The 25,212-nt window shown below is 61.6% G+C and carries 31 protein-coding genes; 14 read left to right on the top strand and 17 right to left on the bottom strand.

The features are described 5' to 3' along the window. Window positions 1-116: 116 nt before the first annotated feature. A complete protein-coding gene (deoC, locus tag THALAR_RS00285; RefSeq protein ID WP_021099446.1) occupies window positions 117-1,103 on the top strand; it encodes a deoxyribose-phosphate aldolase in 987 nt (328 codons plus the stop codon). Between the two features lie 4 nt (window positions 1,104-1,107). Then, window positions 1,108-3,408 carry an aldehyde dehydrogenase family protein gene (locus tag THALAR_RS00280; protein WP_021099445.1) on the top strand — a complete coding sequence of 767 codons (2,301 nt, stop codon included), beginning with the start codon at window positions 1,108-1,110 and terminating at the stop codon, window positions 3,406-3,408. 65 nt (window positions 3,409-3,473) lie between these two features. Here the strand turns inward: THALAR_RS00280 and THALAR_RS00275 are convergent, their stop codons facing one another. From THALAR_RS00275 to THALAR_RS00230, 10 genes are all read right to left on the bottom strand, one after another. Next, window positions 3,474-4,130 (bottom strand): DUF1523 family protein, encoded by a 657-nt coding sequence (locus THALAR_RS00275; protein ID WP_021099444.1) that lies wholly within the window; start codon window positions 4,128-4,130, stop codon window positions 3,474-3,476. Between the two features lie 12 nt (window positions 4,131-4,142). Then, window positions 4,143-4,412, bottom strand: coding sequence for a hypothetical protein (locus THALAR_RS00270; RefSeq protein ID WP_021099443.1), 270 nt, complete (start codon window positions 4,410-4,412; stop codon window positions 4,143-4,145). Beyond that, the gene (locus THALAR_RS00265; RefSeq protein ID WP_021099442.1) at window positions 4,409-5,770 is read right to left on the bottom strand and encodes a DUF6638 family protein; all 1,362 of its coding nucleotides are present in this window, start codon (window positions 5,768-5,770) and stop codon (window positions 4,409-4,411) included. The genes THALAR_RS00270 and THALAR_RS00265 overlap by 4 nt, the downstream gene beginning before the upstream one ends. Next, the gene (locus THALAR_RS00260; RefSeq protein ID WP_021099441.1) at window positions 5,767-6,006 is read right to left on the bottom strand and encodes a hypothetical protein; all 240 of its coding nucleotides are present in this window, start codon (window positions 6,004-6,006) and stop codon (window positions 5,767-5,769) included. Before THALAR_RS00260 ends, THALAR_RS00265 begins: the two co-directional genes overlap by 4 nt. A gap of 48 nt (window positions 6,007-6,054) precedes the next feature. After that, complete coding sequence (locus tag THALAR_RS00255; protein WP_021099440.1) at window positions 6,055-6,270, bottom strand: hypothetical protein; 216 nt, start codon at window positions 6,268-6,270, stop codon at window positions 6,055-6,057. Continuing rightward, window positions 6,263-8,197 (bottom strand): ATP-binding protein, encoded by a 1,935-nt coding sequence (locus THALAR_RS00250; protein ID WP_021099439.1) that lies wholly within the window; start codon window positions 8,195-8,197, stop codon window positions 6,263-6,265. The genes THALAR_RS00255 and THALAR_RS00250 overlap by 8 nt, the downstream gene beginning before the upstream one ends. Window positions 8,198-8,227: 30 nt before the next feature. Further along, complete coding sequence (locus THALAR_RS00245) at window positions 8,228-9,358, bottom strand: hypothetical protein (protein ID WP_021099438.1); 1,131 nt, start codon at window positions 9,356-9,358, stop codon at window positions 8,228-8,230. After that, window positions 9,351-9,626 carry a hypothetical protein gene (locus tag THALAR_RS00240; RefSeq protein WP_040816905.1) on the bottom strand — a complete coding sequence of 92 codons (276 nt, stop codon included), beginning with the start codon at window positions 9,624-9,626 and terminating at the stop codon, window positions 9,351-9,353. The genes THALAR_RS00245 and THALAR_RS00240 overlap by 8 nt, the downstream gene beginning before the upstream one ends. After that, on the bottom strand, window positions 9,616-10,692 hold the full coding sequence (locus THALAR_RS00235) for a coiled-coil domain-containing protein (protein WP_021099437.1): 1,077 nt from the start codon (window positions 10,690-10,692) through the stop codon (window positions 9,616-9,618). Before THALAR_RS00235 ends, THALAR_RS00240 begins: the two co-directional genes overlap by 11 nt. Before the next feature lie 120 nt (window positions 10,693-10,812). Continuing rightward, on the bottom strand, window positions 10,813-11,604 hold the full coding sequence (locus tag THALAR_RS00230; RefSeq protein WP_021099436.1) for an alpha/beta hydrolase: 792 nt from the start codon (window positions 11,602-11,604) through the stop codon (window positions 10,813-10,815). 59 nt (window positions 11,605-11,663) lie between these two features. Here THALAR_RS00230 and THALAR_RS00225 point away from each other — a divergent pair, with 59 nt between their 5' ends. Continuing rightward, the gene (locus THALAR_RS00225; RefSeq protein WP_040817393.1) at window positions 11,664-12,200 is read left to right on the top strand and encodes an RNA polymerase sigma factor; all 537 of its coding nucleotides are present in this window, start codon (window positions 11,664-11,666) and stop codon (window positions 12,198-12,200) included. Continuing rightward, complete coding sequence (locus THALAR_RS00220; protein WP_021099434.1) at window positions 12,201-14,144, top strand: vWA domain-containing protein; 1,944 nt, start codon at window positions 12,201-12,203, stop codon at window positions 14,142-14,144. It abuts the gene before it with no gap. Window positions 14,145-14,573: 429 nt separating this feature from the next. On the opposite strand, the gene THALAR_RS00215 is transcribed toward THALAR_RS00220, so the two are convergent. The 5 genes from THALAR_RS00215 to THALAR_RS00195 all read right to left on the bottom strand — a co-directional run bounded on the left by THALAR_RS00215 (window position 14,574) and on the right by THALAR_RS00195 (window position 17,157). Continuing rightward, window positions 14,574-15,128 (bottom strand): F0F1 ATP synthase subunit B, encoded by a 555-nt coding sequence (locus tag THALAR_RS00215; RefSeq protein WP_021099433.1) that lies wholly within the window; start codon window positions 15,126-15,128, stop codon window positions 14,574-14,576. A 3-nt stretch (window positions 15,129-15,131) separates the two neighbouring features. Next, window positions 15,132-15,668: a F0F1 ATP synthase subunit B' gene (locus tag THALAR_RS00210; RefSeq protein ID WP_040816903.1), complete on the bottom strand. Its 537-nt coding sequence runs from the start codon at window positions 15,666-15,668 to the stop codon at window positions 15,132-15,134. Between the two features lie 116 nt (window positions 15,669-15,784). Further along, on the bottom strand, window positions 15,785-16,021 hold the full coding sequence (locus tag THALAR_RS00205) for a F0F1 ATP synthase subunit C (protein ID WP_021099431.1): 237 nt from the start codon (window positions 16,019-16,021) through the stop codon (window positions 15,785-15,787). 46 nt (window positions 16,022-16,067) lie between these two features. Then, window positions 16,068-16,826 carry a F0F1 ATP synthase subunit A gene (locus THALAR_RS00200; RefSeq protein ID WP_021099430.1) on the bottom strand — a complete coding sequence of 253 codons (759 nt, stop codon included), beginning with the start codon at window positions 16,824-16,826 and terminating at the stop codon, window positions 16,068-16,070. Between the two features lie 4 nt (window positions 16,827-16,830). After that, the gene (locus THALAR_RS00195) at window positions 16,831-17,157 is read right to left on the bottom strand and encodes an AtpZ/AtpI family protein (RefSeq protein ID WP_021099429.1); all 327 of its coding nucleotides are present in this window, start codon (window positions 17,155-17,157) and stop codon (window positions 16,831-16,833) included. A gap of 218 nt (window positions 17,158-17,375) precedes the next feature. Between THALAR_RS00195 and THALAR_RS00190 the strand changes: the two genes are divergently transcribed. Then, a complete protein-coding gene (locus THALAR_RS00190; RefSeq protein ID WP_040816901.1) occupies window positions 17,376-17,699 on the top strand; it encodes an ArsR/SmtB family transcription factor in 324 nt (107 codons plus the stop codon). A gap of 154 nt (window positions 17,700-17,853) precedes the next feature. Here the strand turns inward: THALAR_RS00190 and THALAR_RS00185 are convergent, their stop codons facing one another. Both THALAR_RS00185 and THALAR_RS00180 read right to left on the bottom strand, forming a co-directional pair. Beyond that, window positions 17,854-18,729, bottom strand: coding sequence for a DMT family transporter (locus tag THALAR_RS00185; RefSeq protein WP_021099427.1), 876 nt, complete (start codon window positions 18,727-18,729; stop codon window positions 17,854-17,856). A gap of 143 nt (window positions 18,730-18,872) precedes the next feature. Continuing rightward, complete coding sequence (locus tag THALAR_RS00180; RefSeq protein WP_021099425.1) at window positions 18,873-19,760, bottom strand: LysR family transcriptional regulator; 888 nt, start codon at window positions 19,758-19,760, stop codon at window positions 18,873-18,875. 128 nt (window positions 19,761-19,888) lie between these two features. On the opposite strand from THALAR_RS00180, the gene THALAR_RS00175 reads away from it, so the two are divergent. The 9 genes from THALAR_RS00175 (at window position 19,889) to rimM (ending at window position 25,115) form a co-directional block, all read left to right on the top strand. Then, on the top strand, window positions 19,889-20,371 hold the full coding sequence (locus THALAR_RS00175) for a hypothetical protein (protein WP_021099424.1): 483 nt from the start codon (window positions 19,889-19,891) through the stop codon (window positions 20,369-20,371). A 200-nt stretch (window positions 20,372-20,571) separates the two neighbouring features. Continuing rightward, a complete protein-coding gene (gene ffh / locus THALAR_RS00170) occupies window positions 20,572-22,053 on the top strand; it encodes a signal recognition particle protein (RefSeq protein WP_021099423.1) in 1,482 nt (493 codons plus the stop codon). Continuing rightward, entirely contained in the window at window positions 22,053-22,655 is a 603-nt protein-coding gene (locus THALAR_RS00165) for a GNAT family N-acetyltransferase (protein WP_021099422.1), read from the top strand. Before ffh ends, THALAR_RS00165 begins: the two co-directional genes overlap by 1 nt. After that, entirely contained in the window at window positions 22,648-22,944 is a 297-nt protein-coding gene (locus THALAR_RS00160) for a chorismate mutase (protein ID WP_021099421.1), read from the top strand. The genes THALAR_RS00165 and THALAR_RS00160 overlap by 8 nt, the downstream gene beginning before the upstream one ends. A 47-nt stretch (window positions 22,945-22,991) precedes the next feature. Continuing rightward, the gene (gene rpsP, locus THALAR_RS00155; RefSeq protein WP_021099420.1) at window positions 22,992-23,405 is read left to right on the top strand and encodes a 30S ribosomal protein S16; all 414 of its coding nucleotides are present in this window, start codon (window positions 22,992-22,994) and stop codon (window positions 23,403-23,405) included. A 15-nt stretch (window positions 23,406-23,420) separates the two neighbouring features. Next, window positions 23,421-24,050, top strand: a complete 630-nt coding sequence (bluB, locus tag THALAR_RS00150; protein ID WP_021099419.1) for a 5,6-dimethylbenzimidazole synthase — start codon at window positions 23,421-23,423, stop codon at window positions 24,048-24,050. Next, window positions 24,047-24,469 (top strand): EVE domain-containing protein, encoded by a 423-nt coding sequence (locus THALAR_RS00145; protein ID WP_021099418.1) that lies wholly within the window; start codon window positions 24,047-24,049, stop codon window positions 24,467-24,469. The genes bluB and THALAR_RS00145 overlap by 4 nt, the downstream gene beginning before the upstream one ends. Further along, window positions 24,466-24,612, top strand: coding sequence for a hypothetical protein (locus THALAR_RS18265; RefSeq protein ID WP_021099417.1), 147 nt, complete (start codon window positions 24,466-24,468; stop codon window positions 24,610-24,612). Before THALAR_RS00145 ends, THALAR_RS18265 begins: the two co-directional genes overlap by 4 nt. Then, entirely contained in the window at window positions 24,609-25,115 is a 507-nt protein-coding gene (gene rimM / locus THALAR_RS00140; RefSeq protein WP_021099416.1) for a ribosome maturation factor RimM, read from the top strand. The genes THALAR_RS18265 and rimM overlap by 4 nt, the downstream gene beginning before the upstream one ends. The last annotated feature ends 97 nt before the right edge of the window (window positions 25,116-25,212 follow it).

Here is a 25,212-nt window from a genome sequence, read left to right as displayed (position 1 = left end):
GCTATTCCAGCCCTGTCCTACCGCGCAGGCTCCCGCTTGGGAAGGCTCGCAGCGACTTGCAACCAATGCCCTCCCGTGCCACGTTTCGAGCTTCACATCCGCGAAGGACGCTGCCCGTGAGCACCCTGACATCGACCCAGACGCAACTGCCGCAACTGCATCTGCCCCGCAATCCAGGGCTGCCGCTGGACCTTGACCGGGTCGCGCGGGTGCAGGCCAACACCTCCGCCATCGAGCGCCGTGCCGCGACCCTGCCCGGCCGCCGCAGCGTCAAGAAGGACTATCAGGCCGCGTGGCTTTTGAAGGCCGTGACCTGCATCGACCTGACCACCCTGTCCGGCGACGACACCGAGGGCCGCGTGCGCAGGCTTTGCGCCAAGGCCCGCCAGCCGATCCGCGCAGATATCCAAGACGCCTTGGGCGTCAGCGGCATCCAGACAGGCGCCGTCTGCGTCTATCACGACATGATCGAAACCGCCGTGGACGCGCTTCAAGGCTCCGGCATCCCTGTGGCTGCGGTGTCCACGGGTTTCCCCGCCGGCCTCTCCCCCTTCCACCTGCGCGTGGCCGAGATCGAGGAGAGCGTGAAGGCCGGTGCGCGCGAGATCGACATCGTCATCTCCCGCCGCCATGTGCTGACGCAAAACTGGCAAGCGCTCTATGACGAGATGAAAGCATTTCGCGAAGCCTGCGGCGACGCCCATGTGAAGGCTATTCTGGCAACTGGTGAGCTGGGCTCCCTTCGGAATGTGGCGCGCGCGTCGCTGATTTGCATGATGGCCGGTGCGGATTTCATCAAAACATCGACGGGTAAAGAAAGCGTCAATGCGACCCTGCCCGTCAGCCTCGTGATGATCCGCGCCATCCGCGACTATTTCGACGCCACCGGCTACCATGTCGGCTACAAGCCCGCAGGCGGCATCTCCAAGGCCAAGGACGCGATCACCTATCTGGCCCTGATGAAGGACGAGTTGGGCAACCGCTGGCTGCAACCGGACCTATTCCGTTTCGGCGCGTCGTCGCTGCTAAACGACATCGAGCGTCAGCTAGAGCATCACATCACCGGCGCCTACTCCGCCTCCTACCGCCACCCAATGGGCTAAAAACATGACCGTAAAAAACATTCTAGAGACGATGGACTATGGCCCCGCCCCCGAAAGCGCGTCCGAGGCGATGGCATGGCTCGACAGCAAGAACCGCCAGTTCGGCCATTTCATCGACGGCGAATTTACCAAGCCCACGCAGGACTTTACGTCGAAAAATCCAGCCACCGGTGAGGTGCTGGCAGGCTTGTCCCAGGCCCGCCCTGAAGACGTGGACGCAGCCGTAAGCGCGGCACGTAAGGCACAAAAATCATGGGAGAAATCCGGCCACACCCGCGCAAAATACCTCTACGCATTGGCCCGCGCGTTGCAGAAACATTCGCGCCTGTTCGCCGTTTTGGAGACACTTGACAACGGCAAACCCATCCGCGAGTCCCGCGACATCGACATTTCTTTGGCACAACGCCACTTCTACCATCACGCAGGCTTCGCCCAGCTGATGGAAACCGAGTTGCCCGACCGCGAACCATTGGGCGTTTGCGGCCAGATCATTCCATGGAACTTCCCGCTGCTGATGCTGGCATGGAAGATCGCCCCCGCTTTGGCGATGGGCAATACCGTGGTGCTGAAGCCAGCCGAATACACCTCGCTCACAGCGCTGCTCTTTGCAGAGATTTGCGATCAGGTGGGCCTGCCCAAAGGCGTCGTGAACATCATCACCGGCGACGGCGCGGTGGGTGAAATGATCACCGCATCGGATGTGGACAAACTGGCCTTCACCGGTTCCACCGAAGTGGGCCGCATCATCCGCAAAGCTACGGCAGGCTCCGGCAAGGCACTATCGCTGGAGTTGGGTGGCAAGTCCCCCTACATCGTCTTCGACGACGCCGATCTGGACAGCGCCGTCGAAGGCTTGGTCGACGCCATCTGGTTCAATCAAGGTCAGGTCTGTTGCGCAGGCTCACGCCTGCTGGTGCAGGAAGGCGTCGCCAACACCTTCTACACAAAGCTGAAATCCCGCATGGACGGGTTGCGCATCGGCGACCCGCTGGACAAATGCATCGACGTCGGCGCTATCGTCGACCCGATCCAGCGCGCCACGATCGCCGATATGGTCGCCACCAATGACGAGGGCGAGACCTACCAGACCACCGCCCCCGAAGGCTGCTTCTACCCGCCGACCCTGATCACCGGCCTGACGACCTCGTCAAAGCTGATGCAGGAGGAAATCTTCGGCCCCGTGCTGGTCTCCACCACCTTCCGCACCCCGGCCGAGGCGGTCGCCATGGCCAACGACACCCGCTACGGGTTGGCGGCAACTGTCTGGACTGAAAACATAAATCTGGCGCTGGACGTGGCGCCAAAGCTGGTCTCCGGCATCGTCTGGGTGAACTCCACCAACCTGATGGACGCCGCCGCAGGCTTCGGTGGCGTGCGCGAAAGCGGCTTCGGGCGCGAAGGCGGATGGGAGGGGCTGTCCGGCTACAGCAAGCTGAAGGGTACTCCCAAACCGGCCAAGCCAGTCACGGCCTTTGAGGGCAAGGGCGGCTTGTCCGATCCCATTGACCGCACCGCAAAGCTCTATATCGGCGGCAAGCAGGCGCGACCTGACGGCGGCTATTCCCGCGTGGTCTACGGCCCCAAGGGCAACGCCTTGGGCGAGGTCTCGCTCGCCAACCGCAAGGACCTGCGCAATGCGGTGGAAGCCGCGCATGGCGCGAAAGGCTGGTCCAAAACCACTGGCCACCTGCGCGCGCAGATTCTGTATTACATGGCCGAAAACCTGTCTGCCCGCGCAGGCGAGTTCGCCGACCGCATCAAGACGATGACCGGAAAGCAGGGCAAAGACGAGGTCGAAGGCGCAATCCAGACGCTGTTCACCTACGCCGCTTGGGCCGACAAGTTCGATGGTCAGGTGCATGGCGTGCCGATCCGCGGTGTGGCCTTGGCGATGAAAGAGCCCGTCGGCGTGATCGCGGCCCTATGCGACCAGCGCCCCTTGGCGGGATTGGTCGAGGTTATCGCCCCCGCGATGGCGATGGGCAACCGTGTGATCGCCGCCGCCTCCGAGGTGTTCCCGCTGGCCGCAACAGATTTCATTCAGGTACTGGAGACTTCTGACGTTCCCGCTGGAGTCGTAAACTTGCTGACGGGCGACCACAAGGACGTCGCGCAACATATGGGCGCGCATATGGATATTGACGCGGTCTGGAGTTTCTCCGACCCGAGCCATGCGGCAACCATCGAAGCCGCATCAGCCGGCAATCTGAAACGCACCCTGATCGCGCCTGCGCCCGCCTCCCCAAAGGCGATGCTGGAAGCGGCGACCGAGGTCAAAAACATCTGGGTGCCCTACGGCGAATAGCGCAGCGTCAAACTTTCACCGAAAGTTTGACCCCAAAGTCTCCCGGAGACTTTGGCCCCGCGCTGCTACCTACGCGGCTTGCCCTTCCACGTGTCGAGCCACGCCCGAAAGCCTGACCGCCGCTCGTCCGCATAGTCATCCACTGAATCCCAAGTCTCGCCGACGCTCTCGGCGATCGGATCGATCTTGGAGCGCTTGAACCATTGCAGCAGGCGGAACAGCCCCAGACAAATGCCAGCCAATATCACCAGAATAACGATGTTCAACCACGGGATCAGCGTCGCGTCCGGGTCGTCCGTCGCACGAATGCCAACAGCGTTCGGGAAGATCGAGTAGAACTCGTTGCGCCAGCCGTAATGCGTCAGCACCGCCCATTGCGGGTCCGCCTTGGTCGAGATCAAATCCGCCGCTTCGGTTTGCAGGTTCTTGGTGTCGAACTTGAAATAGGGCGGCCAGCCCCAGCTGGTGTCCTCGTTGCGGTAAACCATCGGCTTGCCATTTTGACGGATCGTCTGGATGAACAGCACGTCGCGGTTGGTGCCGGTCACATCGCTGCCGGAGTCGCCGGAGGCCCAGAACCATGAATTCTCGCCATAGTCGATCCGCTGCTCGAACGTGCCGACCACCCGCACGACATCGCGTTGCGGCAAGGTGTAATGCAGCACGGAGGCCACCAGCAGCCAGAACAGCACGACGATTGTGTATTTGACCCAACGCAACATCTGCAGGTTTCCTTATTGAAAGTTGACCACGTAGACCAGCACGCCGATCACGAGGTATGGCACCACGAAGACGCCCAAAATCAGTTTGCGCCGCAGCGAGCCGTCATATTCCGCCAGCCCCTTCTCGATGAATTCATCGCGGTCCCCTGCGCGGATTTCTTCGTCCCATTCCTCCGCCAACTTGCCGCGCCGGACGGAGCGCGACCATGCCGACAGGATGAAGTAGACGATCAGCATCACGATGAAGGCCATCACCGTCAGACGTAGTAGCGCAAAAATCATCGCGTTCTCCTCACCGCGCCCCATGGCCCGACCCTGGCGACGACGTCGCGCGGCTCCTCGGGCTGGAGCGGCTCCTCCATAGGCGCGTCGCCGCTGCCGAACAAGGCTTCGCGTGCGCCTGCCTTGTCCACCATATACTCACGCGCAAGGAAATCGGCCACAAAGGTCTTCTTCTGGTCCGGCCAGCCACGATAGCGGGCGTAGAACAGCTCCTTATGGCAGATGAACAACTGGCGCACATCCAGCGGCGCCAGTTCCGCCAAAAGCATATTGACCAGATCACGGTCGGGGTGCGGCTTGGCCCTGAGCGTGTAGAAATAGGCGGGATCATTGGACGAGATGCGCGGCCACGCCCCGCCCCCCTCCGCCCAGCGCAAAAGCTTGCCCAGAGTGTGAAACTCCGGCGGAAGCAGGTCCGAATAGCGCCGCGCCAAGGAACGCAGGTCGGTCCGGCGCACTTGGCTCAGGTCGGCCTCCATTGTGGCGGCCACATCCACAACAATGAAATCCAGCTTCTGGCGCAGGATCGCCACCGCATCCACGCCGCGCGCCTTGACGATGGGCTCGACCAGTTCGTTGTCGTTTAGAAACTTGGCAATCTTCGTGCGCTCCGACGCGCCGATGGCCGCCCCGCCCTGGCCCACGGGCAGATTGCCCAGATCATCCTCCGACATGGAAATCACCGCGGGTTTCTCCACATCACGGAAGGCGTAAAGCCCGCCGAAATGCGCGGTCCAGAAGTTCCCCTGCTCGTATTCGGCATGGCCCAGCTTGATCGGCACGCGCGTTACGTCGCCGGTCTTATGGGCCAGCTTGATCATATCCGCGATCAGCACATCGTCCCACCACGCGTCGTCACGCTCGCGGAATTCCGCGATCATCCCGTCGAGCTTGCCCGCATCCGCCACCACACCGGAGGTCGTGTCGGCCTCCACCCGTATCTTGCGAATGTCGAACAAATGCGCGGGCTTGGTCACGCTGTAGACCGAGTTCACCAACTCCCCCGCCACCGCATCCCGCGCGGTCAGGGCGAACAACTGCGCCTCGTTGGCGTCGATGAACTGCCGCAATATTCCGCGCGAGGTGGAGAACTTGGCCTCCAGTAACGGCGCGGTTCTTTGCTCGGTCGAGAGCAGGATAAACTGCCGGTTGCAGCCCTTGGGGTTCAGATACAGATGGTCGCCCAACTCCTCCCCCACCTCCGGCGCGTAGCCGGAGATATCGACGTGGAAATCCGTCAGCGCCGTCTCCTTGCCCGTCAGATGCTTGAGCGCCCGGTTGTAGCGGTCCGCCATCGCCTGCCCATTCACATGGAACAGGTTGCCATACATCAGGCCCTTTTCGATCAAACGCATCATTGGTCAGGCCCCTCCGTCCCATCGCCGCGGCGATAGATTAACAAGTAACTAAACAGCGCCCCTACCCATATGGCGATGCAGAACATGATCGACAAGCTCAGGAACATCTCCCCGAACCCCTCCGTATGCCCCGCATAGTTCGCGCCCGAGGGCGTAAGCGCGCCGAACAGGTAGGCCGTCACCGCCCATGCGAGCAGGATGGGGGCGATGAGGATCGGGAGGAGGAGTTTACGCATGGGTTTAGCAGTCTATTCGCGTAAACGCAGATGTTTGGCGATTAATCTTCATTCTTTGATTTCGCCAGCTGGCTCATATTTTTCAGTGAATGCCAAAATTGAGCCATATGTCTCAGCCACATGTCTTTGAACCGATGGCATCATTTTAACACCGCGCTCTGGCCAACCATGGCTTTCAAACATTTGCGTCCAGCCACCAAAATGCTCTTTCGCAATGCGAGAAATCGCCTTCGCATCCCAACCAGGCGTATAATCACTAGCCATTCTTCCCCTCCAAATACCGCCGCTTCGCTTCCTCATTCAGCCCGAATTCCCGCACCATATTGGCAATCGCCACCTCGTCGGACTTGTCGGCATAGCGGAATTCGCTATCGGCGTAGCGGTTGATTTCCTGGATCACCATGTCGACTGTGATCGGCTGGCGTAGCTCCTCGATCATGCCCTTCTTCTCGTCATAGGATTTGAACAGGAACAGGTCCGGCTCCTCCATCCATTCGTCCGGCAGCTCAAAGTCCATCGCCCGCACCTTCACGGCGTCGGTGATGTTCTTGATCGCGCGGCCGGTGAAACGGTGGTCGGCCTCCTGGATGCCTTTGAGATACGTCCCCAGCTTGGCAATCGTATCCAAGCTGCCGATGTCTTTCGACACCCGCTCATAGACCCTGAGCAGCCCGTCTTCATGCGGCTTCGAGTGCCCCTCGAACGATGCGGCGACGGCCTTCTTGATCTCTTGCGCGGCGAAGACCGTGTGGTCGCCCAAGGGGATGTCGTGGTTCTTGCCCATTAGCAGCGCCAGAATGTCGATGTAGTCGTCCCGCGTGATCGGCCCGTCCACAAGGAACCGAGCGCCTGCCCGCTGGCGCAGGGCGTCGTCGACATTTTCGGGGTAGTTCGAGAACATCCCGAAGGTGCAATTCCCGCGCACTACGGTGTTGGCCCCCGCAAACGACTCCATCAGCACGGCGGTGATCTCCAACTGGCCCGCGCTCGACTGCCGGTCACCGCGCTTGCCCGCCAACTGGTCAATGTCGTCGATGGTGCCGAACCCGATCACGTTGGGGTCGATCACGTTGTTGATGAACGCCTTGGCGTTCTGGCCGGACTTGCCCTGATAGCTGTCGATGTTATCGGTCGAGAGGTTCTGATAGCGGAACGGATAGCCCGCCGTCTCGCAATAGCCCGAGATCAGCCCCGCCATCATCTGGATCAGCGTCGTCTTCCCCGTCCCCGGCGCGCCGTCGCCCATGAAGGTGAAGATGAAGCCGCCAAGCTCCGCAAACGGGTTCAGCTTGCGGTCGAAGTCGTAGGCCATCAGCATCTTGGCCAGCTTCATCGACTGGTATTTTGCGATATGGTTGCCGACAACCTCGTTCGGCTTCTTGAAGGTCATCGTCAGCTTGGTGCCCTTCGCCGCGTGCGCAGGGGTGAAGCCGTTGATTGTCAGATTGTCCGCCTCGACGCGGTAGGAGGCCGAGTTGAACGCCTGCAAGCGCGGCGTGTTCTGCGCGCGCAGGGCGACCTTTTCCATCATCTGCTCGGCATATGCCAGCACGGTTGCGACCAGCTTGGCGTCGTCGCTGGCGAACAGGGTCAGGTCTTGGTCCAGCTCCCACAACGCGCCGTGCAAGGCGAGTTGCGCGTTGTCTGACAGGATTTCCTCTACTCCGCCAATCTCCACCGATACCTCGCTGGCCTGTGACGCCAGCAGGAACGAGGTGGCATTGGCGAAGGTAAACAGCACCGCCAGCGCTTCCGCCGCCAGCAATTCCCCGAACTCCGCGCGGCGGGCTTCCGCGACGCGGCCTGCGAGGTTTTCCTTCTTCAATTCCGCCAGACCCGTAGCCTCCGAAAACGCCTCGCCCGCCGCCAAGGCAATCGCCAAGGCGCGGCGGAGGCCGCGCAACACACTGGCCTGAACGGCGGAGGGCAACACATCCTCGCCCACGCCTTCCACCCGTTCGATCAAACGCACGCCCTCGGGTCGCGCGGTGGAGCGGGTCACCAGACCGGGCGTGGTCGACCGAAACCGGCGGCGCGTCCCCAGCCCTGCGGATTTCTCCGCCTGCGGGGCCTCTTTCGCCTTCGCGATGCGCGGCGTGTGGTCCACGCCCTCCAGCATCGCCACCGCCGCCGCGTAATGCTTGCGGATGTCCTCTTCGGTCAATTCCATCAAATCGGCTGATTGGCTCATTCTATCTCCGTTGGCGGGTAAACCCCCGCGCTATCTGTAAGAAACAACACGCCCCGCAGGGCTGACGACGAACTTGCGCACGTCATGAAATCCGGCGGGGTTCTTCTCGGCCAGCACCTGAAACGGGCGTTGCGGCAGAATGATCGAGCGTTCGATGCTCGTCGTCCCCGTCTCTGCCCCGCGCCCGCCAAACGGGTCGAGCTTGAAAATCTCGCGCTCAACAGTGCTGAACCAGCCCTTCTTCTCCATCTCCGTGCGCTCGGAATGCAGGTCCTCGACCGTCCAGGCCAACGTCCAATCCTCACCCACAGGGCCTTGCGCCTCTTCCAGCACCTCGCGGATCGGGCCGGTCTGCATGGTGAACGCAGAGGAATACATCGGCCCCACATGAATGCGCCGCAGCCGCTTGGGGTGCAGGTCGTCGAAATCGCGGTCGAACCCTTGGGCAATGGTCAACAGCTTCAACCCAGCCGAGCCTTGCGCCATCAGATGCGCCTGCGCCGACGGCCAGCGCCGCGCGTCTTTGGGCAGCGCCACTTCGCCGGTGTCCTCGACATCCATCAGGTAGATCGTCGGCACGTTTTGCTGGCTGTCATAGACCGCCCAATGCAGCAGATAACTGCGCCGCTCGTCCGTGTTTCCGGTCCACAACGCCTGCGGATCATTGGTCGCCCAGAACAGCCCGCCCTTGGCCAACGCCTCGTAATACAGCCGCTGCGACATGGCGTATTGCAGCTTGGTCGGCACGGTCAGGTCGCCCACAATCTGGCGCACCATCTCGTCTTTCAACTCCTCGACCGAGCGCATGCCCGACAGATGCGCCTTGGCCTGCTGCGCGTCGTTGGCCATCTTCATCGGCTCTGCGAAGACCGGAAACCCGCTCTCGTGGCGGTCAATCGACAGCGAGCCGAAGAACACGCCGGTATCGCGCCCCGTCAGCAAATACTTGTGGCTAAGCGCCCGAAACGTCTGCGCAATCCGCGCCACATATTCCGAGATGATGCCAACATCCGCTTTGGAGAACGTCCGCTCCACCTCCATCTCGGCGGCCACGCGGGCCAAATGGCCGGTGATCCGTTCGAACTTGGCAAAGTAGCGCCGCGCCGCGAGGTCATCGGTCAAGCCGGAGTGGTCGGCGGTGAGGTTGAGGTCTTCAGTCATTATCTCGCGCTTTAATCCTCATCACCACTTCAAAAATCGCCATAACACCCCCGACTACGAACATTACCGCTCCAGCGATCCCCGTAAGCATCGACAATACCCAGAATGTAAAACCAACAGCCATCACCAGAAAATATAGCCCGAACGGCAGTGGAGTTGAAATTGGCAGCAGTGAAGACGTCATCACCAAGGGAAAAATGCCTGCTACCGCCATGCAGCCTAAACCTATCAGGCAAATTTTCCTCCAGCCCGTAAGCTCAAGCCCCATACAGGTTCTTGTCGTGCTTCTCGACGATCTTCTCGAAGCGCCGCGCAAACCGCTCGTCGGCCTTCGCCTTCTGTTCCAAAACCTTTCTGGCGAAGACCATCTGGTCCTCGTGGGCCTCCATCATCTCGGACATGCGCGCGTTGGTGGCGGCACCGATGCCGGCCATGGCGGATTGCGCCTCTTGGTCGGTTTTCACGCCAATCTCGTTGATCTTGTGCGCCACATCCTGCTGCTGCGCCGTTTTCAACGACTTGGTCAGCGCGTCATAGAGCACCACACGTTGCTTGGTGTCGGTCTCCAGCTTGTTGATCAGCACCATCTGCGTCGCCGCCTGATTTTGCAGCGAGTCGATCCAGGTCTTGCCCTGCTCGATATAGCGCTCCAGCGTCTGGCTCTTGGCGAGCTTCACCTGCTCCGCCTGCACCTTCTCGTTGTATTTGGAGTTCATCTCCGCCAGTTGCGTTTCCAGCTTGGTGCGGGCGGCGGCGTCCTGCTCGACGGAGATCTTGTTCTCCAACTCGATGATCGCAGGGTCCATCGCCACGATCTCGGCCCGCAGGGCCTCCAGCTCGCCCACGGTAAATTCGCGGTCGTCCAGCGTGGCGGTGAGGTTGGTTTCCACCTTTTCCTTTTGCTCGTTGAGCAAAGCCAGCTGCCCTTGCAGCAGTGCCACGATGGTGTCGGACTTGCCAATCAGGTCTTGCAGCTTGTCGTCGATCGACGCCGTGCGCATACGCTCCTGACGCAGGCTCTCGGATTTACCCTTAGAGAAGATGCCGACGAAGCTCTCCCAGCCGGTTTTCTCGCGCATGGCGGAGAAATCTTCGGAAAAGCCCGAGGTCACGTCGTCCAGCCCCATGATCAGCTCGGCAATGTTCGCGTCCATGGCGGCGGTGTGCGCGTGGACGTCTTCCAATGACGCGTTCTCGATGTCCAGTTCCAGCACGTCACCCGCTTGCAACTTGGCGCGGGCGCTTTCGATCTTGCTGGTCATTTCCGCAATTTTTGATTGCGCTTCAGCGACTTGCTCTTGGCTTTCACGGACTTGGGCATCGAAATCGGCCATATAAATCTTCCCTCGTTTGAATGTTATTACCATTTACTTAATGGCAGGAATTTCAGTTTTAAAGAGTTTGCCACGCCAGACCTGCCCCGCGCCATAGCAAAAAGGGCTCTGCGGGGGATTTTAGCCAAGCGCCGCTTGCATCATCGGGCTTTGCGCGTCACGTAGCCCGTCGATGACGTCAAAATGATGGCGTCCGGGCAAAATGATCTGCTCCGCGCCCCAAGCCTCCGCCAGCCAGCGGGCCTGATCGAGGAAGGCCGGACGCTCGCTCCCGCCGACCACAACCGTCACCGGCACGCCCAGCGGCTTGCCCAAGGCGGGGCTTTCCGCCGCCGCCTCTGCCGCATCGAGGCGCAGCGTGTCGTTCATGGTCAACTCCAGCAACGGGCGCAGGTCCGACACGGGCGAGATCGACAGCACATGCGACAGTCGCGCGGCCACCGCGTCGGGCAACACGCCCGCCATCGCCATCCGCGCCACCAGATGCCCACCTGCTGAATGCCCTGCCAGTACGATCGGCCCTTCTACCCGTGCCGCCAAAGCGGTAACCGCCTGCGCAATATGCGCGGTGATCTCGCTGATCCGCACCTCCGGCGCCAGCGGGTAGCCCGGATGCGCAATCGCCCAGCCCGCGCTCAACGCGCCTTCGCCGTAGCAGGTCCAGTCATCCTTGTGCCGCTGCAGCCAGTAGCCGCCATGCACAAAGACGAACAGGCCCTTCGGGGTGCCTTCAGGGCGGATCAGGTCGAACTTCGCCCGCGCGTGGCCCCCGTAGGAGACGTCATACTCCCCGTCATGCGCCGCCCGAAATTCAGCCGAGGCCGCTTCCCATGCGTCCGCATAGCTCTGGGCGTCCAGAATAAATGCCCCGTTTTCATAACCTGAATCAAGCTCTTGCCGGGTTTTCGTCATTTTTCTCAACTTTTTTCCAAGGATTGACGCCGCCCATGCGTCCTACCATCACTATGCGTATGAAAACCAGCGACGAGGCCTTGGCGCAAGCCGCCAGTGACGGGGACAGCGAGGCATTCGGCCTGCTGGCACGCCGCCACTACGACCGGCTGTTTCGCCTGTCATGGCGGCTGACAGGGCATAAGGCCGATGCCGAGGACCTGACCCACGACATCCTCGCCGCCCTGCCCGCCAAGCTGCGGAGCTTCCGCTCCGACGCGCGGTTTACCACATGGCTCTACCGCGTCACGCTGAACGCCGCGACCGACCGCGCCCGCAAGGCGCAACGTCGCCGCGCCGCCCGCGAGGGCTGGGGGCAGGACTACACCCGCCGCGCAGCCGAGGCCGCGGACGCTGCGCAGGCTCAGGATTGGTTAACCACCGCCATGCGCGCCTTGCCAGCGGAGCTGCGCGAGACCGTGGCGCTGACCTTGGGCGAGGATTTGACCCAAGCCCAAGCCGCCGAGGTCATGGGCCTGTCGGAAGGAACAATCGCGTGGCGCATGTCGGAAGTGAAGCGCCACTTGCGCGAAATGGCCACAGAGGAGGCCGGATAGATGGATGAACTAGACAAACTCCGCGCCGCCCTGCGCGACGCACCTGCGCCGAACGAGGCTAAAAAGCAGGCCACACTGCGCGAGGTCGAAGAAAATTTCGCCAGCCTCCAAGGATCAGGCCCCGCCGCACGTCCTACAGAAACAAGCCCCGAGCGGGCTGGATTTCTGAAAGGACTTGGACAGATGTTTACGAAACCGAATTTGAAACCAATGATGCTCGCGACTTCGTCGCTGGTGATTATTGGTGTGGGCGTGGTGCTGGTAACCGAGCAGCCCGCCCCCTCAACGATGCAACCCGCGCCGGTTGCCGAGGAAATCGCTATGGAGCCGCCCGCGTCGCCCCCTGTTGCAGATCTGGAACTGGACGACGACGCCACCGGACGTCTCATGTCCCGCTCATCCGAAGCGAAACGAATCCCATTGGATGCGGCACCGGCGTCCGAACCCGCCTCTGTCGCGAGACAACCCGCGCCACAGGGATCGGTAGAAAGCAACCAACCTGTCGCCAATAGCGGCGCATTCCGCGACCGCCTGCCCCAACCACAGATCGCGCAGTCGCGCGACCAGTTTCCCGACGCGACACCCAACCCGCTGAAGGTGACGTCCGAAGAACCCGTCTCCACCTTTTCTATCGACGTCGACACCGCAAGCTATTCCTGGGTCCGCTCCAGCCTGTCGCGTGGACAGATGCCTGACCCGCAATCCGTGCGCGTGGAGGAGATGGTGAACTACTTCCCCTACGCCTACCCCGCGCCCGACGGCGACGTGCCGTTCCGGCCGACCGTGACGCTAAGCGAGACGCCATGGAACCCCGACACGCAGCTGATGCACATCGCCATCCAGGGCGCACAAGTGACCGAGCGGCCGCCGCTCAACCTGGTATTCCTGTTGGACACCTCCGGCTCAATGCAGGACGCAAGCAAGCTGCCCTTGCTGGTGCAAAGCTTCCGCTTGATGCTGGGCCAGTTGCGCCCCGAGGACGAGGTCGCCATCGTCACCTATGCAGGCTCCGCCGGAACGGTGCTGGAGCCGACCAAAGCGACGGAGCGTAACAAGATCGAAGACGCCCTCAGGCGCCTGTCAGCAGGCGGCTCGACCGCTGGCGGCGAAGGCCTGCGCGCCGCCTACGCGCTGGCAGACGAGATGCGCCGCGACGGCGAGGTGTCCCGCGTGCTGCTGGCGACCGACGGCGATTTTAACGTCGGGATGCAGTCTGATGCCGAGTTGAAGGGCTTCGTCGCCGACAAGCGCAAATCCGGCACCCACCTGTCAGTGCTGGGTTTCGGACGCGGCAACGTGAACGACGCCCTGATGCAGACGCTGGCGCAAAACGGCAATGGCCAAGCCGCCTATATCGACACACTGGCCGAGGCGCAGAAGATGCTGGTCGACCAGCTCTCCGGTGCGATGTTCACCATTGCGCAGGACGTCAAGATACAGATCGAGTTCAACCCGGCCACCGTCGCCGAATACCGGCTGATCGGCTACGAAACACGCGCGCTGCGGCGCGAAGACTTCAACAATGATCGCGTTGATGCGGGAGAGATCGGCGCGGGCCACACCGTCACCGCGCTGTATGAGGTGACGCCCGTAGGCTCGCCCGCCGTGCTCACCGACCCGCTGCGCTTCGGGGCGGGAGCAGAGGCAGGCAACACCACTGACCTCGCCTTTCTGCGCCTGCGCTACAAGGAGCCGGGCGCGTCAGACAGCAAACTACTGGAACAGGTGGTGTCCACGCAGATCGCCGAAACCGGAACTGAGGCCGGTTTCGCCACCGCGATCGCGGGCTTTGGTCAACTGCTCCGCGGCAACACGGCACTGGGCGAATGGGGCTATGCCGATGCCATCACGCTGGCGAATGCGAACAAGGGCGATGACCACTTCGGCTATCGCGCCGAGGCTGTGCAGTTGATGCGACTGGCGCAATCTCTCTCTGGCGGTTGAGACGTGGCGAGCCGACCCTCCGGGGGAGGTATTTTTGGAAAAAAGAAGCCGGGGTAACGCTTTGTTAACTTGGCTTCCGCTATTCGATCCCTGCGGTACAGGCGGAGGCGCCGATGGCCGTGGAAGAAGAAGTCGCTCCGTCGTGTGCCCGTTGGCTGCGGCGGGGCGCATCTTCGACATTGGCCAAGCCTCCGCCGTCCGCACGAGTGTTCCCTGTCAGCAGCGCGTTAAGGTTAACGTTCCGATATCTTAACCAAGCAGCACTTCTCCCTGATTTCTTTTTTCCGAAAATACCTCCCCCGGAGGGTCGCTCGGCAAACAGATCCGCGATCAACCGATGGCATCACGCTTGCTCAGCAATAAAGGAATAAAGAAAAGCCCCGGGGCCGTCAGGCACCGGGGCTTTACAACTTCTTCACTGTCGCTGGCTTAATGCAGCTTGGCCTGCACCTGAGCGATGGCATCGTCGATCAGGCCGTTCTGGTCCGCAGCAGAGGTCTTGGCAGCGACAACATCAGCAGCAGCAGCGATAGCAATCGAGACGGCGCGGTCGCGCACTTCACGCACCGCATTGGCCTCTGCACTGGCGATCTGGTCTTCGGCGGCTTGCAGACGGCGGGCGATGGAGGTCTTCAGATCCTCTTTAGCCTGCGTCGCAGCAGCTTCTGCCTCGCGTTTGGCTTCGGCAACAATGCGGTCAGCTTGCGCAGCCACTTCCTTTTGCTTGCGCTCGTAGGAGGCCAGCAGGGTCTGCGCCTCTTCACGCAGCGCCTTGGCCTCGTCAAGCTCGGCCTGAATGGTCTCGGCACGCTTGTCGAGCATACCGCCCAGCATCCCCGGCACCTTGAAGTAAAACAACACCGCGATGAATAGCAGGAAGGCCAGCAGCACAATGAAGTTGGTGTTGTGCAGCGAGAAGAAAGGGCCGGTTGCAGCCAGCGCAGGCGCGGGCAGAACGGCCGTAAGAGCGAGGAGCTTCTTCATCCCTTATCCCTTCATCTTGGCGTTGACGGCGGCGGTGATCGACTTGGCGTCGATTTTCCCGGGTGCCACAGCGGCGACGATGTCTTTGGCGATATCCTTGGCCACAGTCGCGGCACTTTCAGCGGCGCTGTCACGGATGGCCGCGATTGCCTTTTCGCCTTCAGCGGCGCGGGCCGCAATCTCGGCATCAGCCTTGGCGATGGCCTTGTCCAGATCCACCTGAATGGCAGCTTTGGTCTCGCCAACGATCCGGCCGGCTTCGGCGCGGGCGTCGACAAGGGCCTTCTCGTAGGCAGCTTCCGCGTCGATTGCCTGTTGTTTCAGGTCTTCGGCGGCGGCAATGTCGTTGGTGATCGTGCCGGCACGTTCCGCCAGAACCGATCCGATGCGCGGCAGCGCGACGCGCGACAGCACAAAGTAGATGACCACCAAAGTGATCAGCAACCAGACGATCTGGTTGTCAAAGCTCGAAAAATCGAGCTGTGGCATACCCGCCGAGGCGCCGGCGTGATCGCCGTCAACCCCAAGCGCATCGGCCATGCCCTGCGCTTCTGGGCTAAGGTTATGTTCAGCCATGCTGACCTCCGAAGTGCCTTGTTACACCGGACGAGCCCGCATGGGACCCGTCCGACCGTAAGGATGGTATAGCTTGGTTCTTAAACAGCGAACATCAGCAGAAGAGCGACGAGGAACGAGAAGATCCCCAGTGCTTCCGCGAATGCGATGCCGATGAACAGGGTTGCAGTCTGCGACGCAGCTGCGGACGGGTTGCGCAGCGCGCCGGACAGGTAGTTACCAGCCACGTTGCCCACACCGACGGCTGCGCCGCCCATGCCAACAGAAGCCAGGCCTGCGCCGATGAATTGACCCATTTGTGCGATATCGCCTTCCATGTCTTTTCTCCTTACGATGGAATTGAGGTGATTGGTCTTCGTAACCTTAGTGCGCGGGATGCAGCGCATCTTTCAGATACACGCAGGTTAGAATTGCGAACACGTAAGCCTGGATGCCGCTTACGAGAATTTCGAGCCCGTACATGGCGGTGATCGCCAGAATGGACAGGGGTGAGATCGCCGCGATGGCAGCGAAGGCTGCGAACACTTTGATAACGGCGTGGCCGGCCATCATGTTGCCTGCCAGACGAATGGAGTGGCTGACGGGGCGCACAAAGTAGCTGATGACCTCGATCAGCGCCAGAATGGGGCGTAGTGCCAGCGGCGCGGACGAGACCCAGAACAGGCCCAGAAAGCCGATGCCGTTCTTGACAAAGCCAAGAATGGTGACCGCGAGGAACACCATCATCGCCAAAACGCCGGTGACGGCGATATGCGACGTGGTGGTGAACGCCATCGGCAGCAAGCCAAGGAAGTTCGACACCAGAATGAACATGAACAACGTCATGATGTAGGGGAAATACTTGACGCCGTCCTTGCCGGTGACGTCTTCGACCATCTTGTAGACAAAGCCATACATCATCTCGGCGATGGACTGGCTACGCGACGGCACGATGGCGCGGCGCGAGGTGCCCATGACGAGAAGCAGGATGATACAAACGACCGTCAGGGCCATCCACAGCGTCACGTTGGTGATGGTGAACGCCCCCACCTCGCCCATGCCGAACAGCGGCTTGACGATGAACTGATCCATCGGGTGAAAAACCAGACCGCCTTCTTCCGCACCTTGAGCTTCTGTCGCCATCTCTTCAGTCCTTCTTGCGGGCCTCTTTGGCCTCATGTTCGTTTTGGACCTCTTTGGCGGTGCGAAGCATGACGTTCACCCCGGCCGCGAAGCCCAGCAATGTGAAGATCACCAGAAATATCGGCAATGTGCCGAACAGCCAGTCGAGGCCGTATCCGATGGTCAGACCGATCCCCAGACCGGCAACAAGTTCCGTCACCATGCGCCAGCCCTGCTGGGCCCCCGAATAGTGCTCGTCCCCTCTCGGCTTTTCGGCCTGCGAGGTTTTCTTCAGTCCGTCGATCCGGGCGCTCAGCGCGTCCAGCTGGGCCTTGTTCGGGTCTTCGGACATCAAAATCACCCCTCTGGAGGTTTGCAGGAGGGATAGGCCGACCCGTGCGCGGAGTCAATTGCGACACATCGCAACCCGAAATCCGGACAAGCTATTGATATATATTGAAAAAGAGAATTTTTCCCCTCGACAGAATACCCCATACGAGCGTCAGGCTTCCCAAAAGCATATTCAACCATTCGGTTGACGATCGGCCAGCACCGCGCCATTACGTCGCCATGAGCACAGCCCTCGACATGACATTTGCCGCGCTGGCGGACGGGACCAGACGCGCAATTCTGACAATGCTGTTGGAAGACGACATGGCGGTCACCGATGTGGCAGAGCCGTTCGACATGTCACTGGCAGCGATCTCCAAGCACTTGGGCATACTGACCCGCGCCGGCCTGATCTCTCAGGAAAAACGCGGGCGCGTCAAATGGTGCAAACTGGAGCCTCAGGCGATGCGCGAGGCGATCGTCTGGATCGAGAGCTTTGGCCAGCTCGAGGCGCTGAATTTCGACGCCTTCGAGCAGTTTTTGAGTAAGGAATTGGGCGGTTAAACCAATCCGGCAAGCCGCAAAACAGCAAGAACAACCACGATAAGACCAATCACATAAATAACACTGCGCATAAGACGCTCCTTGTATTTGGGCCGCATCAGGAACGGCGGCTTGTGCTAGTGAACGCAAAACAGGCGCGGTTGGTTCCCTGCCATCAATCCCGCAGCAACAGCAGCAGCGCGAGAACCGTCATCGCCACGCCGACCAGCACCAGCGCGGGCGGGGCAGTGCCGCCAAGCGCCAGCTCCCACAAGATTACCCAGCTTGGCACCAGATAGGTATAGGCCATGACCTTCGAGGACGGCAGCCTGAGCGCCGCGTATTGCAGCAGCACGAAGGTCATCGCAGAGGCGGCGATTGCGACATAGAGGATCGTCACCCAGACGATCACCGGCAGCGCCACCCAGTCGGTCGCCCACAGGTCGGACCAGCCCCAGACCACCAGCACCCCCAAACCACCCAGCAGCGTGAAGAAGGAAAACACCACCGGCGGCTCGCCCCGGTTCAGTTTGCGCACCAAGGGCGTATAAAGCGCGTGAGCCGCGCAGCCGACGAAATACACCGCCTCGCCGCGGCCCACCTCGAACGCGAGTGCAGCTTGCAAGTCGGCACGAAAAATCACCCAAAGCGCCCCGACGGCGCCAAGGCTCAAAGCCACCGCCATGCGCCCCGTCAGGATCTGGCGCAAAAGCAGATACCCCGCCCCCGCCGTCAGCACCGGCGTCAGCGTAAACACCGCTGCCGCGCTGACCGGCGCTGCGGTCTTCAGCCCTTCGAACATCAGCACGAAATAGGACGCGAATATCCCGCCCAGCAGCAGATAGCGCCACGGCGCCACCAACGCGCTGCGCGGCAGGCCTGTCGTCGCCAACGCCGCCACGCCGATCACCAGACCTGCGATCGCAAAGCGCACGGTGTTGAGCGCTGCGGGCGAAATCTCGTTGGCCGCCAGCGAACCGAGCGAAAAAGACCCTGCCACCAGAACCGAAAACAGCAGCATCGCCGCATGACCGCGCAGCGACGGCACCATGACGCGCACCCGTACAGCTTCATCTTGGCTCAAATATTCATCCCCGCTCAATTCCGGACGCATGGCTCACGCCTTTGGGCTCGCGTCGCCCCACAGCACCAAACATGTCGCGCGCCGAAGGCGCTCAATCAGGTCACGCCGCGCTAGAGCGTGGCCCAACCCTTGGCCTCTTCCTTCAGAAAGGTCACGAAGGAATGCACCTTGGCGGTGCGATGCAGGTCCACATGGGTCACGCACCAGAAGGTCGAGGACCAGCTCTGCTCTGTGGGTAGCATCTCTTTCATATCCGGGTGCGAATTGCCGATATAGGCGGGCAGGAACCCGATCCCGGCACCCGCGATCACGCCATCCTGCACCGTATTGGTGTCGGAGGATTTGTAAACCACGTTCTCCTCCGGCACGTTTTCACCCATCCAGCGCATGAAAGGGGCGCGCAGGTTCAGCGTGGACATGCGGCAGAAACGGTGGTTGGGAATGTCCTCGATCCCCTTCAGCGGACCGTGACGGAACACATAGTCCTTGTGCGCATAGAGCCCCATGGGCATCTTCGCCAGTTCCTGCACGATATTGTCCAGATCATCCCCGGGCGCACCCGCGCGCAGCGCCACATGCGCCTCGCCATATTCCAGCCGCAACGGGCGCGTGTCGACGATCAACTCGGCACGGATTTCGGGATTGTCGCCCTGATACTTCGTGATGGTCCGTGCCATCAGCTGTGACATCTGCGGCAGGCAGGTGACGATCAGATCGCCCGACACCGACGCCCCGCGCCCGTGAATGCGGCCCGCAAGCTGGGTCAGCTGGTCCTCGGTCGCGGCGGCCACGGTCAGCAAATCCTCCCCGGCTTCGGTCGGGGTGTAGCCACGGGCATGGCGCTGGAACAGCTTCGCGCCCAGCTTGCCCTCCAGGCTGTCGATATGCCGGATAACGGTTGCATGATGGACGCCCAGCACCTCGGCCGCGGCGCTGACCGTGCGCAGGCGGGCGACCTGATAGGCGGTGCGGTATTCGTCCCAGTTGTCGATTTCCATCTCGCGTTGTCTCCCTTGTGCGCAGATGCGCAAACCTGCGAGAACCATTCCAGATCAGTTCGATATTGCAAGAGGAAAGCGGGATGCCTCCCCTTTTCAATTCTGAAGGACCCGCTACGCTCCGCCCCATGAAAGTCACCCGCAATCTGCCCGAGCAGCTTATCATCGAAAACCGGCCTTGGGTCATCTCGCTTGCGCTGGTCGCTGGCTGGGCGCTGTTCTTTGCAATCGGCCTGTCGATTTTCCTAAGCGGTCAACCTATGGGCCTCATCTTCATGGCTGCAAGTGTCATACCCCTGATCCTGATCTACTTCTTCGCCCGCCGCACGCAGGTGCTGTTTCTGCGCCCTGAAGGCCGGCTTATCTTCCGGCGCAAAACGCTGCTGGGCAGCTCTCAGGTCGTGCATGAGCTGAACGAGGTGGACCAAGCCATCGTGCAGCAGAGCAGCACGAAAGACGGCGGCGCAACCTACCGCGTGGCGCTGGTCTTTCCCGAAGGCCAAAGCGCCGGCACGCACCCGCTAACGCTGGCCTACAGCAATTTCAGCGACCATCACGGCATGGCAGACACGATCAACGCTTGGCTTGACTCACAGCAGCCCACGGCGTAAATCGCCCCAACATCCGGAAGCACCAGACTTCCGGTCCCCGCCATGAGGCAGGGATCGCCCCCCATCAGCGCGTCGCGCCCGTGGGGGCCAAACTGCTTGTTTGGACTCCACTTGTGATGAGTGGCGGGGGCAATTGTCGTTTAGCCGGTCCGACCTTAGGTATGGGCCAACCATGAGGAAGAAAAAGGAGCCGAGAGCCCATGTTTGAGAATCTGTCCGAACGCCTCTCCGGCGTCTTTGATAAGCTCACAAAGCAAGGTGCGCTGTCCGAGGACGACGTCAAGACCGCCCTGCGCGAGGTGCGTGTCGCCCTGCTCGAAGCCGACGTCTCGCTGCCCGTGGCCCGCGATTTCGTCAAAGCCGTGGCGGACAAGGCCACCGGCCAGAACGTCACCAAGTCGATCACCCCAGGTCAGCAGGTCGTCAAGATCGTCCATGACGAGTTGAAGCATGTGCTGGCAGGCGACGACGACACGCCGGGCGAGTTGAAAATCGACAGCCCCCCAGCCCCGATCCTGATGGTGGGTCTGCAAGGCTCCGGTAAGACCACGACCACCGGCAAGCTGGCCAAGCGGCTGAAAGAGAAGAACAACAAGCGCGTGTTGATGGCGTCGCTCGACGTGAACCGTCCTGCGGCCATGGAGCAGTTGGCGATCCTCGGTGCGCAAATCGGCGTGGACACCCTGCCGATCGTCAAGGGCGAGAAGCCCGTCGACATCGCCAAACGCGCCAAGCAACAGGCGACCTTGGGCGGCTATGACGTCTATATGCTCGACACCGCCGGCCGCTTGCAAATCGACGAAGTGCTGATGCAGGAAGTCGAAGACGTCCGCGACATCGTCAAACCGCGCGAAACGCTGCTGGTCGTCGACGGCCTGACAGGTCAGGTCGCCGTCGAGGTCGCGGAAGAATTCGACGGCAAAATCGGCATCTCCGGCGTCGTTCTTACCCGTATGGATGGCGACGGTCGCGGCGGTGCGGCCCTGTCCATGCGCGCGGTCACCGGCAAGCCGATCAAGTTCGTCGGCCTTGGCGAGAAGATGGACGCGCTGGAGACGTTCGAGCCGGACCGCATCGCGGGCCGCATTCTTGGCATGGGCGATATCGTCGCCTTGGTCGAAAAGGCGCAGGAAACCATCGAGGCCGAACAAGCCGAGAAGATGATGAAGCGCTTCCAGAAGGGTCAGTTCAACATGAACGACCTGAAAAACCAGCTTGAGCAGATGCTCAAGATGGGCGGTATGGAAGGCCTCATGGGCATGATGCCCGGCATGAAGAAGATGGCAGGTCAGGCCAAAGAGGCCGGCATGGACGACAAGATGCTGAAACAGCAGATTGCCCTCATCCAGTCGATGACCAAGCGCGAGCGCGCCAACCCGCAGCTTTTGCAGGCGTCGCGCAAGAAGCGCATCGCCAAGGGCGCGGGGATGGAGGTCTCGGACCTCAACAAACTTCTCAAGATGCAGCGCCAAATGGGCGACATGATGAAGAAGATGGGCAAAGGCGGGATGCTGAAACAGGCCATGAAGGGCATGTTCGGCAAGGGCGGCATGCCCGACATGAACGACCCCGCCGCCATGGAAGCCGCCGCCAAAAAGCTTGGCGGAATGGGCGGCATGCCCGGTTTGGGCGGCGGTGCCCAACTGCCGCCGGGTCTGTCAGGGTTCGGGAAGAAAAAGTAATGGGCCACCGCGACATCCCCGTGCTGGAAACCGAACGTCTGGTCCTCAAAGGGCCGGAGCCGCAGGACTATCCCGACTTCAAGGCGACGTTCACCAGCTTCCGCGCCCGCTACATGGGCGGGCCGTTGAACCCTTACGAGTCGTGGATGCTCTATGCTGCCGAAATCGGCCACTGGGAAATTCGCGGCTTCGGTATGTGGATGATCCACGACAAGAACAGCGACGCGACGCTGGGCATGGCAGGCGGCTGGCAGCCCGCGATGTGGCCGGAGCGCGAGATCGGCTGGATCATCTGGCCGGACGTTGCAGGCAAAGGCTATGCGCTGGAAGCCGTCGACGCCGCGCGTCGCCATTTCTACACCACTGGCTGGGATGGGGCCGTCAGCTATCTGGACCCCTACAATCTGAACTCGGTCCGCCTGGCCGAACGCCTTGGCTGCGTCAAGGACAAGGACGCCAAATCCATTGGCGACGACGACGCCGTCTACCGCCATCCTGCGCCCGGCGCGTTGCAAGACACGCAGCTGTCCCACGGCATCGCCATGGAGATCAGCCACTACCAAGACCCCGCCTTCAAGCCGAAAGGGTTCCCCCTTGACTGATGCCGTGACCCGCGCCGCCGAAATCCTGAAGGAACACCGCGCCAGCATCGACCGGCTGGACGCGATCCTTGTCTATACGCTGGGCGAGCGCTTCAAGCACACCCAGGCCGTCGGCAAGCTGAAGGCCGAGCACGACCTGCCGCCAAGCGATCCCGACCGCGAAGCGCAGCAAATCAAACGACTAGAGGATCTGGCACAACGCGCCGACCTCGACCCCGACTTCGCCAAATCCTTCCTGAATTTCATCATTCGGGAAGTCATCCAGAACCACAAGAAAATCCAATCGTAGGGCGGGGTTTACCCCGCCAACCAAGCCATCCTAAGGAGAACCAAACAATGGCAATGAAAATCCGTCTGTCCCGTGGTGGGTCCAAAAAGCGCCCCTTCTACCGTGTCGTTGCAGCTGACACCCGCATGCCGCGCGATGGCCGCTACGTCGAGAAACTGGGCACCTACAACCCGCTGTTGCCAAAAGACAGCGAAGAGCGCGTGAAGCTCGACATGGAACGCGTGCAGTACTGGCTGGATCAGGGCGCTCAGCCGTCCGACCGTGTATCGCGTTTCCTCGAAGCCGCTGGCGTTATCGAGAAGAAAGAGCGCGCCAACCTGAAAAAAGGCGAGCCGGGCAAGAAAGCGCAGGACCGCGCTGAAGAGAAAGCCGCGAAGGCTGCTGCCGCGGAGGAAGCCAAGAACGCTCCTGCCGAGGAAGCACCAGCTGAAGAAGCTGCCGCCGAGCAGTCCGCAGAGTAATCTGCGCCTCTGGCTATGCGTGACTTCGAACCGGCTTTCCGGGACGAGCTATATGAGTTGATGCGGTGGCGGCGCGACGTGCGCCACTTTCGCACCATACCCGTGGACGAGGCACTGCTGATGCGGTGCCTCGACGCATTTTCGCATGCCCCCTCGGTGGGGCTGTCGGAGCCGTGGCGCATCGTGCGGGTCGAAAGCCCGTCTGCCCGCGCCGCAGCCCGCGACAATTTCGAGATCGCCAATGCCAAAGCCCTGGCCCGCTATGACGGCGACAAGGCCGACAATTACGCCAGGCTGAAACTGGCGGGCATGGACCGCGCGCCGGTGCAGCTTGCGGTCTTCTGCGACGACGCTACCACGAAGGGGCACGGCTTGGGCGCAGGCTCGATGCCGGAGATGCGGCGCTACTCGGTCGTTTCGGCGGTGACCCTGTTCTGGCTCGCCGCCCGCGCCGAAGGGCTGGGGCTGGGCTGGGTGTCCGTGCTGGACCCCGCGCGGCTGTGCCGCGATTTAGGTGTGCCGGAGAATTGGGCCCTGATCGGATATTTCTGCATCGGCTACCCCGAAGGCGACCATGACACGCCGGAACTGGCCCGCGAGGGTTGGGAAGCCCGCGCCGCCGCGCTCGACATCCGCCGCGCATGAGCCCGCGCTATGTCATAGGTGTCGTCCACTCCGCCCATGTGGCCGAGGGCAAACGGCAGGGCTTCGTCGCCTTCAGCCACGGCAAGGAAGCCGCCGTGCGCAATCTGGATGTGGGCGACAAAGTGATCTTCTACGCGCCCAGGACCGGCTTTGACGGCGATCCGGTGCAGGCTTTTGTGGGCCATGCCACGATCACCGGCGATGTGCCGCGGCAGATGGACTACATGACCGGCATGCCCGCGTGGGTCCGCGACGCGGTGTTTGACGACGTGACGGAGGTGCCGGTGCGACCGCTGCTTGAGCAGCTGTCCTTCGTCACCCGTCCCAGCCATTGGGGCATGGCCTTCCGGCAGGGCAAATTCACCATTCCAGAAGTCGATTACCGGCTGATCGCGGATGCGATGGGGCTGGACGTATGATCCGGCGCATGATCACGCTGGTGCTGATGGGACTGGCGTTCTATGGCGGCCTCAAGGTAGAGCGCGGAGTGTGGCAAGACCGCTGCCTTGACGCAGGGGGCGCGATTGTAGGCAAGGTTTGCACAGGAGCACGAGGCGGATGAGCAAGGAACAGATTGTTGTAGGTGCCATCGCAGGCGCGTTCGGCGTCAAGGGCGAAGTGCGGCTGAAGAGCTTTTGCGCCACGCCGGAAGACATCGCACTCTATGCGCCTTTGAAGGGCGATAACGGCGTCGAATACACGTTGAAAATCACCCGCGCCATCAAAGGCGGCTTCGCCGCGCGGCTGTCCGGTGTGCGCTTCAAGGACGAGGCGGACGCCCTGCGCGGCGTCAAGCTGTCGGCGGCCCGCGACCTGCTGCCCTCGCTGCCCGACGACGAATACTACCACGCCGACCTGATCGGGCTGGAAGTGCTGGATACCGGCGGCAAGCTGCTGGGCAAGGTGGCCGCCGTTCTGAACCACGGCGCGGGCGATATTCTGGAATTGCGTGGTCCCGCGCTGAAAGGCTCGGTGCTGCTACCATTTACCCGTGAGGCGGTGCCGACGGTGGACCTTGCGGCGGGCCGCGTCATCGCAGATCCGCCGGAGGGGCTATTGGACTGAGGGATTGCGCCGGGCCTCCGGCCCGTCGCTACGGCGGGGGCGCTGCCCCCGCACCCCGATTTTAGTGGGGCTCTGCCCCACACCCCGAGGTATTTTT

This window comes from Litoreibacter arenae DSM 19593, from assembly GCF_000442275.2.
GTDB lineage: Bacteria > Pseudomonadota > Alphaproteobacteria > Rhodobacterales > Rhodobacteraceae > Litoreibacter > Litoreibacter arenae.
This window is presented reverse-complemented; position numbering and strand designations above follow the sequence as displayed.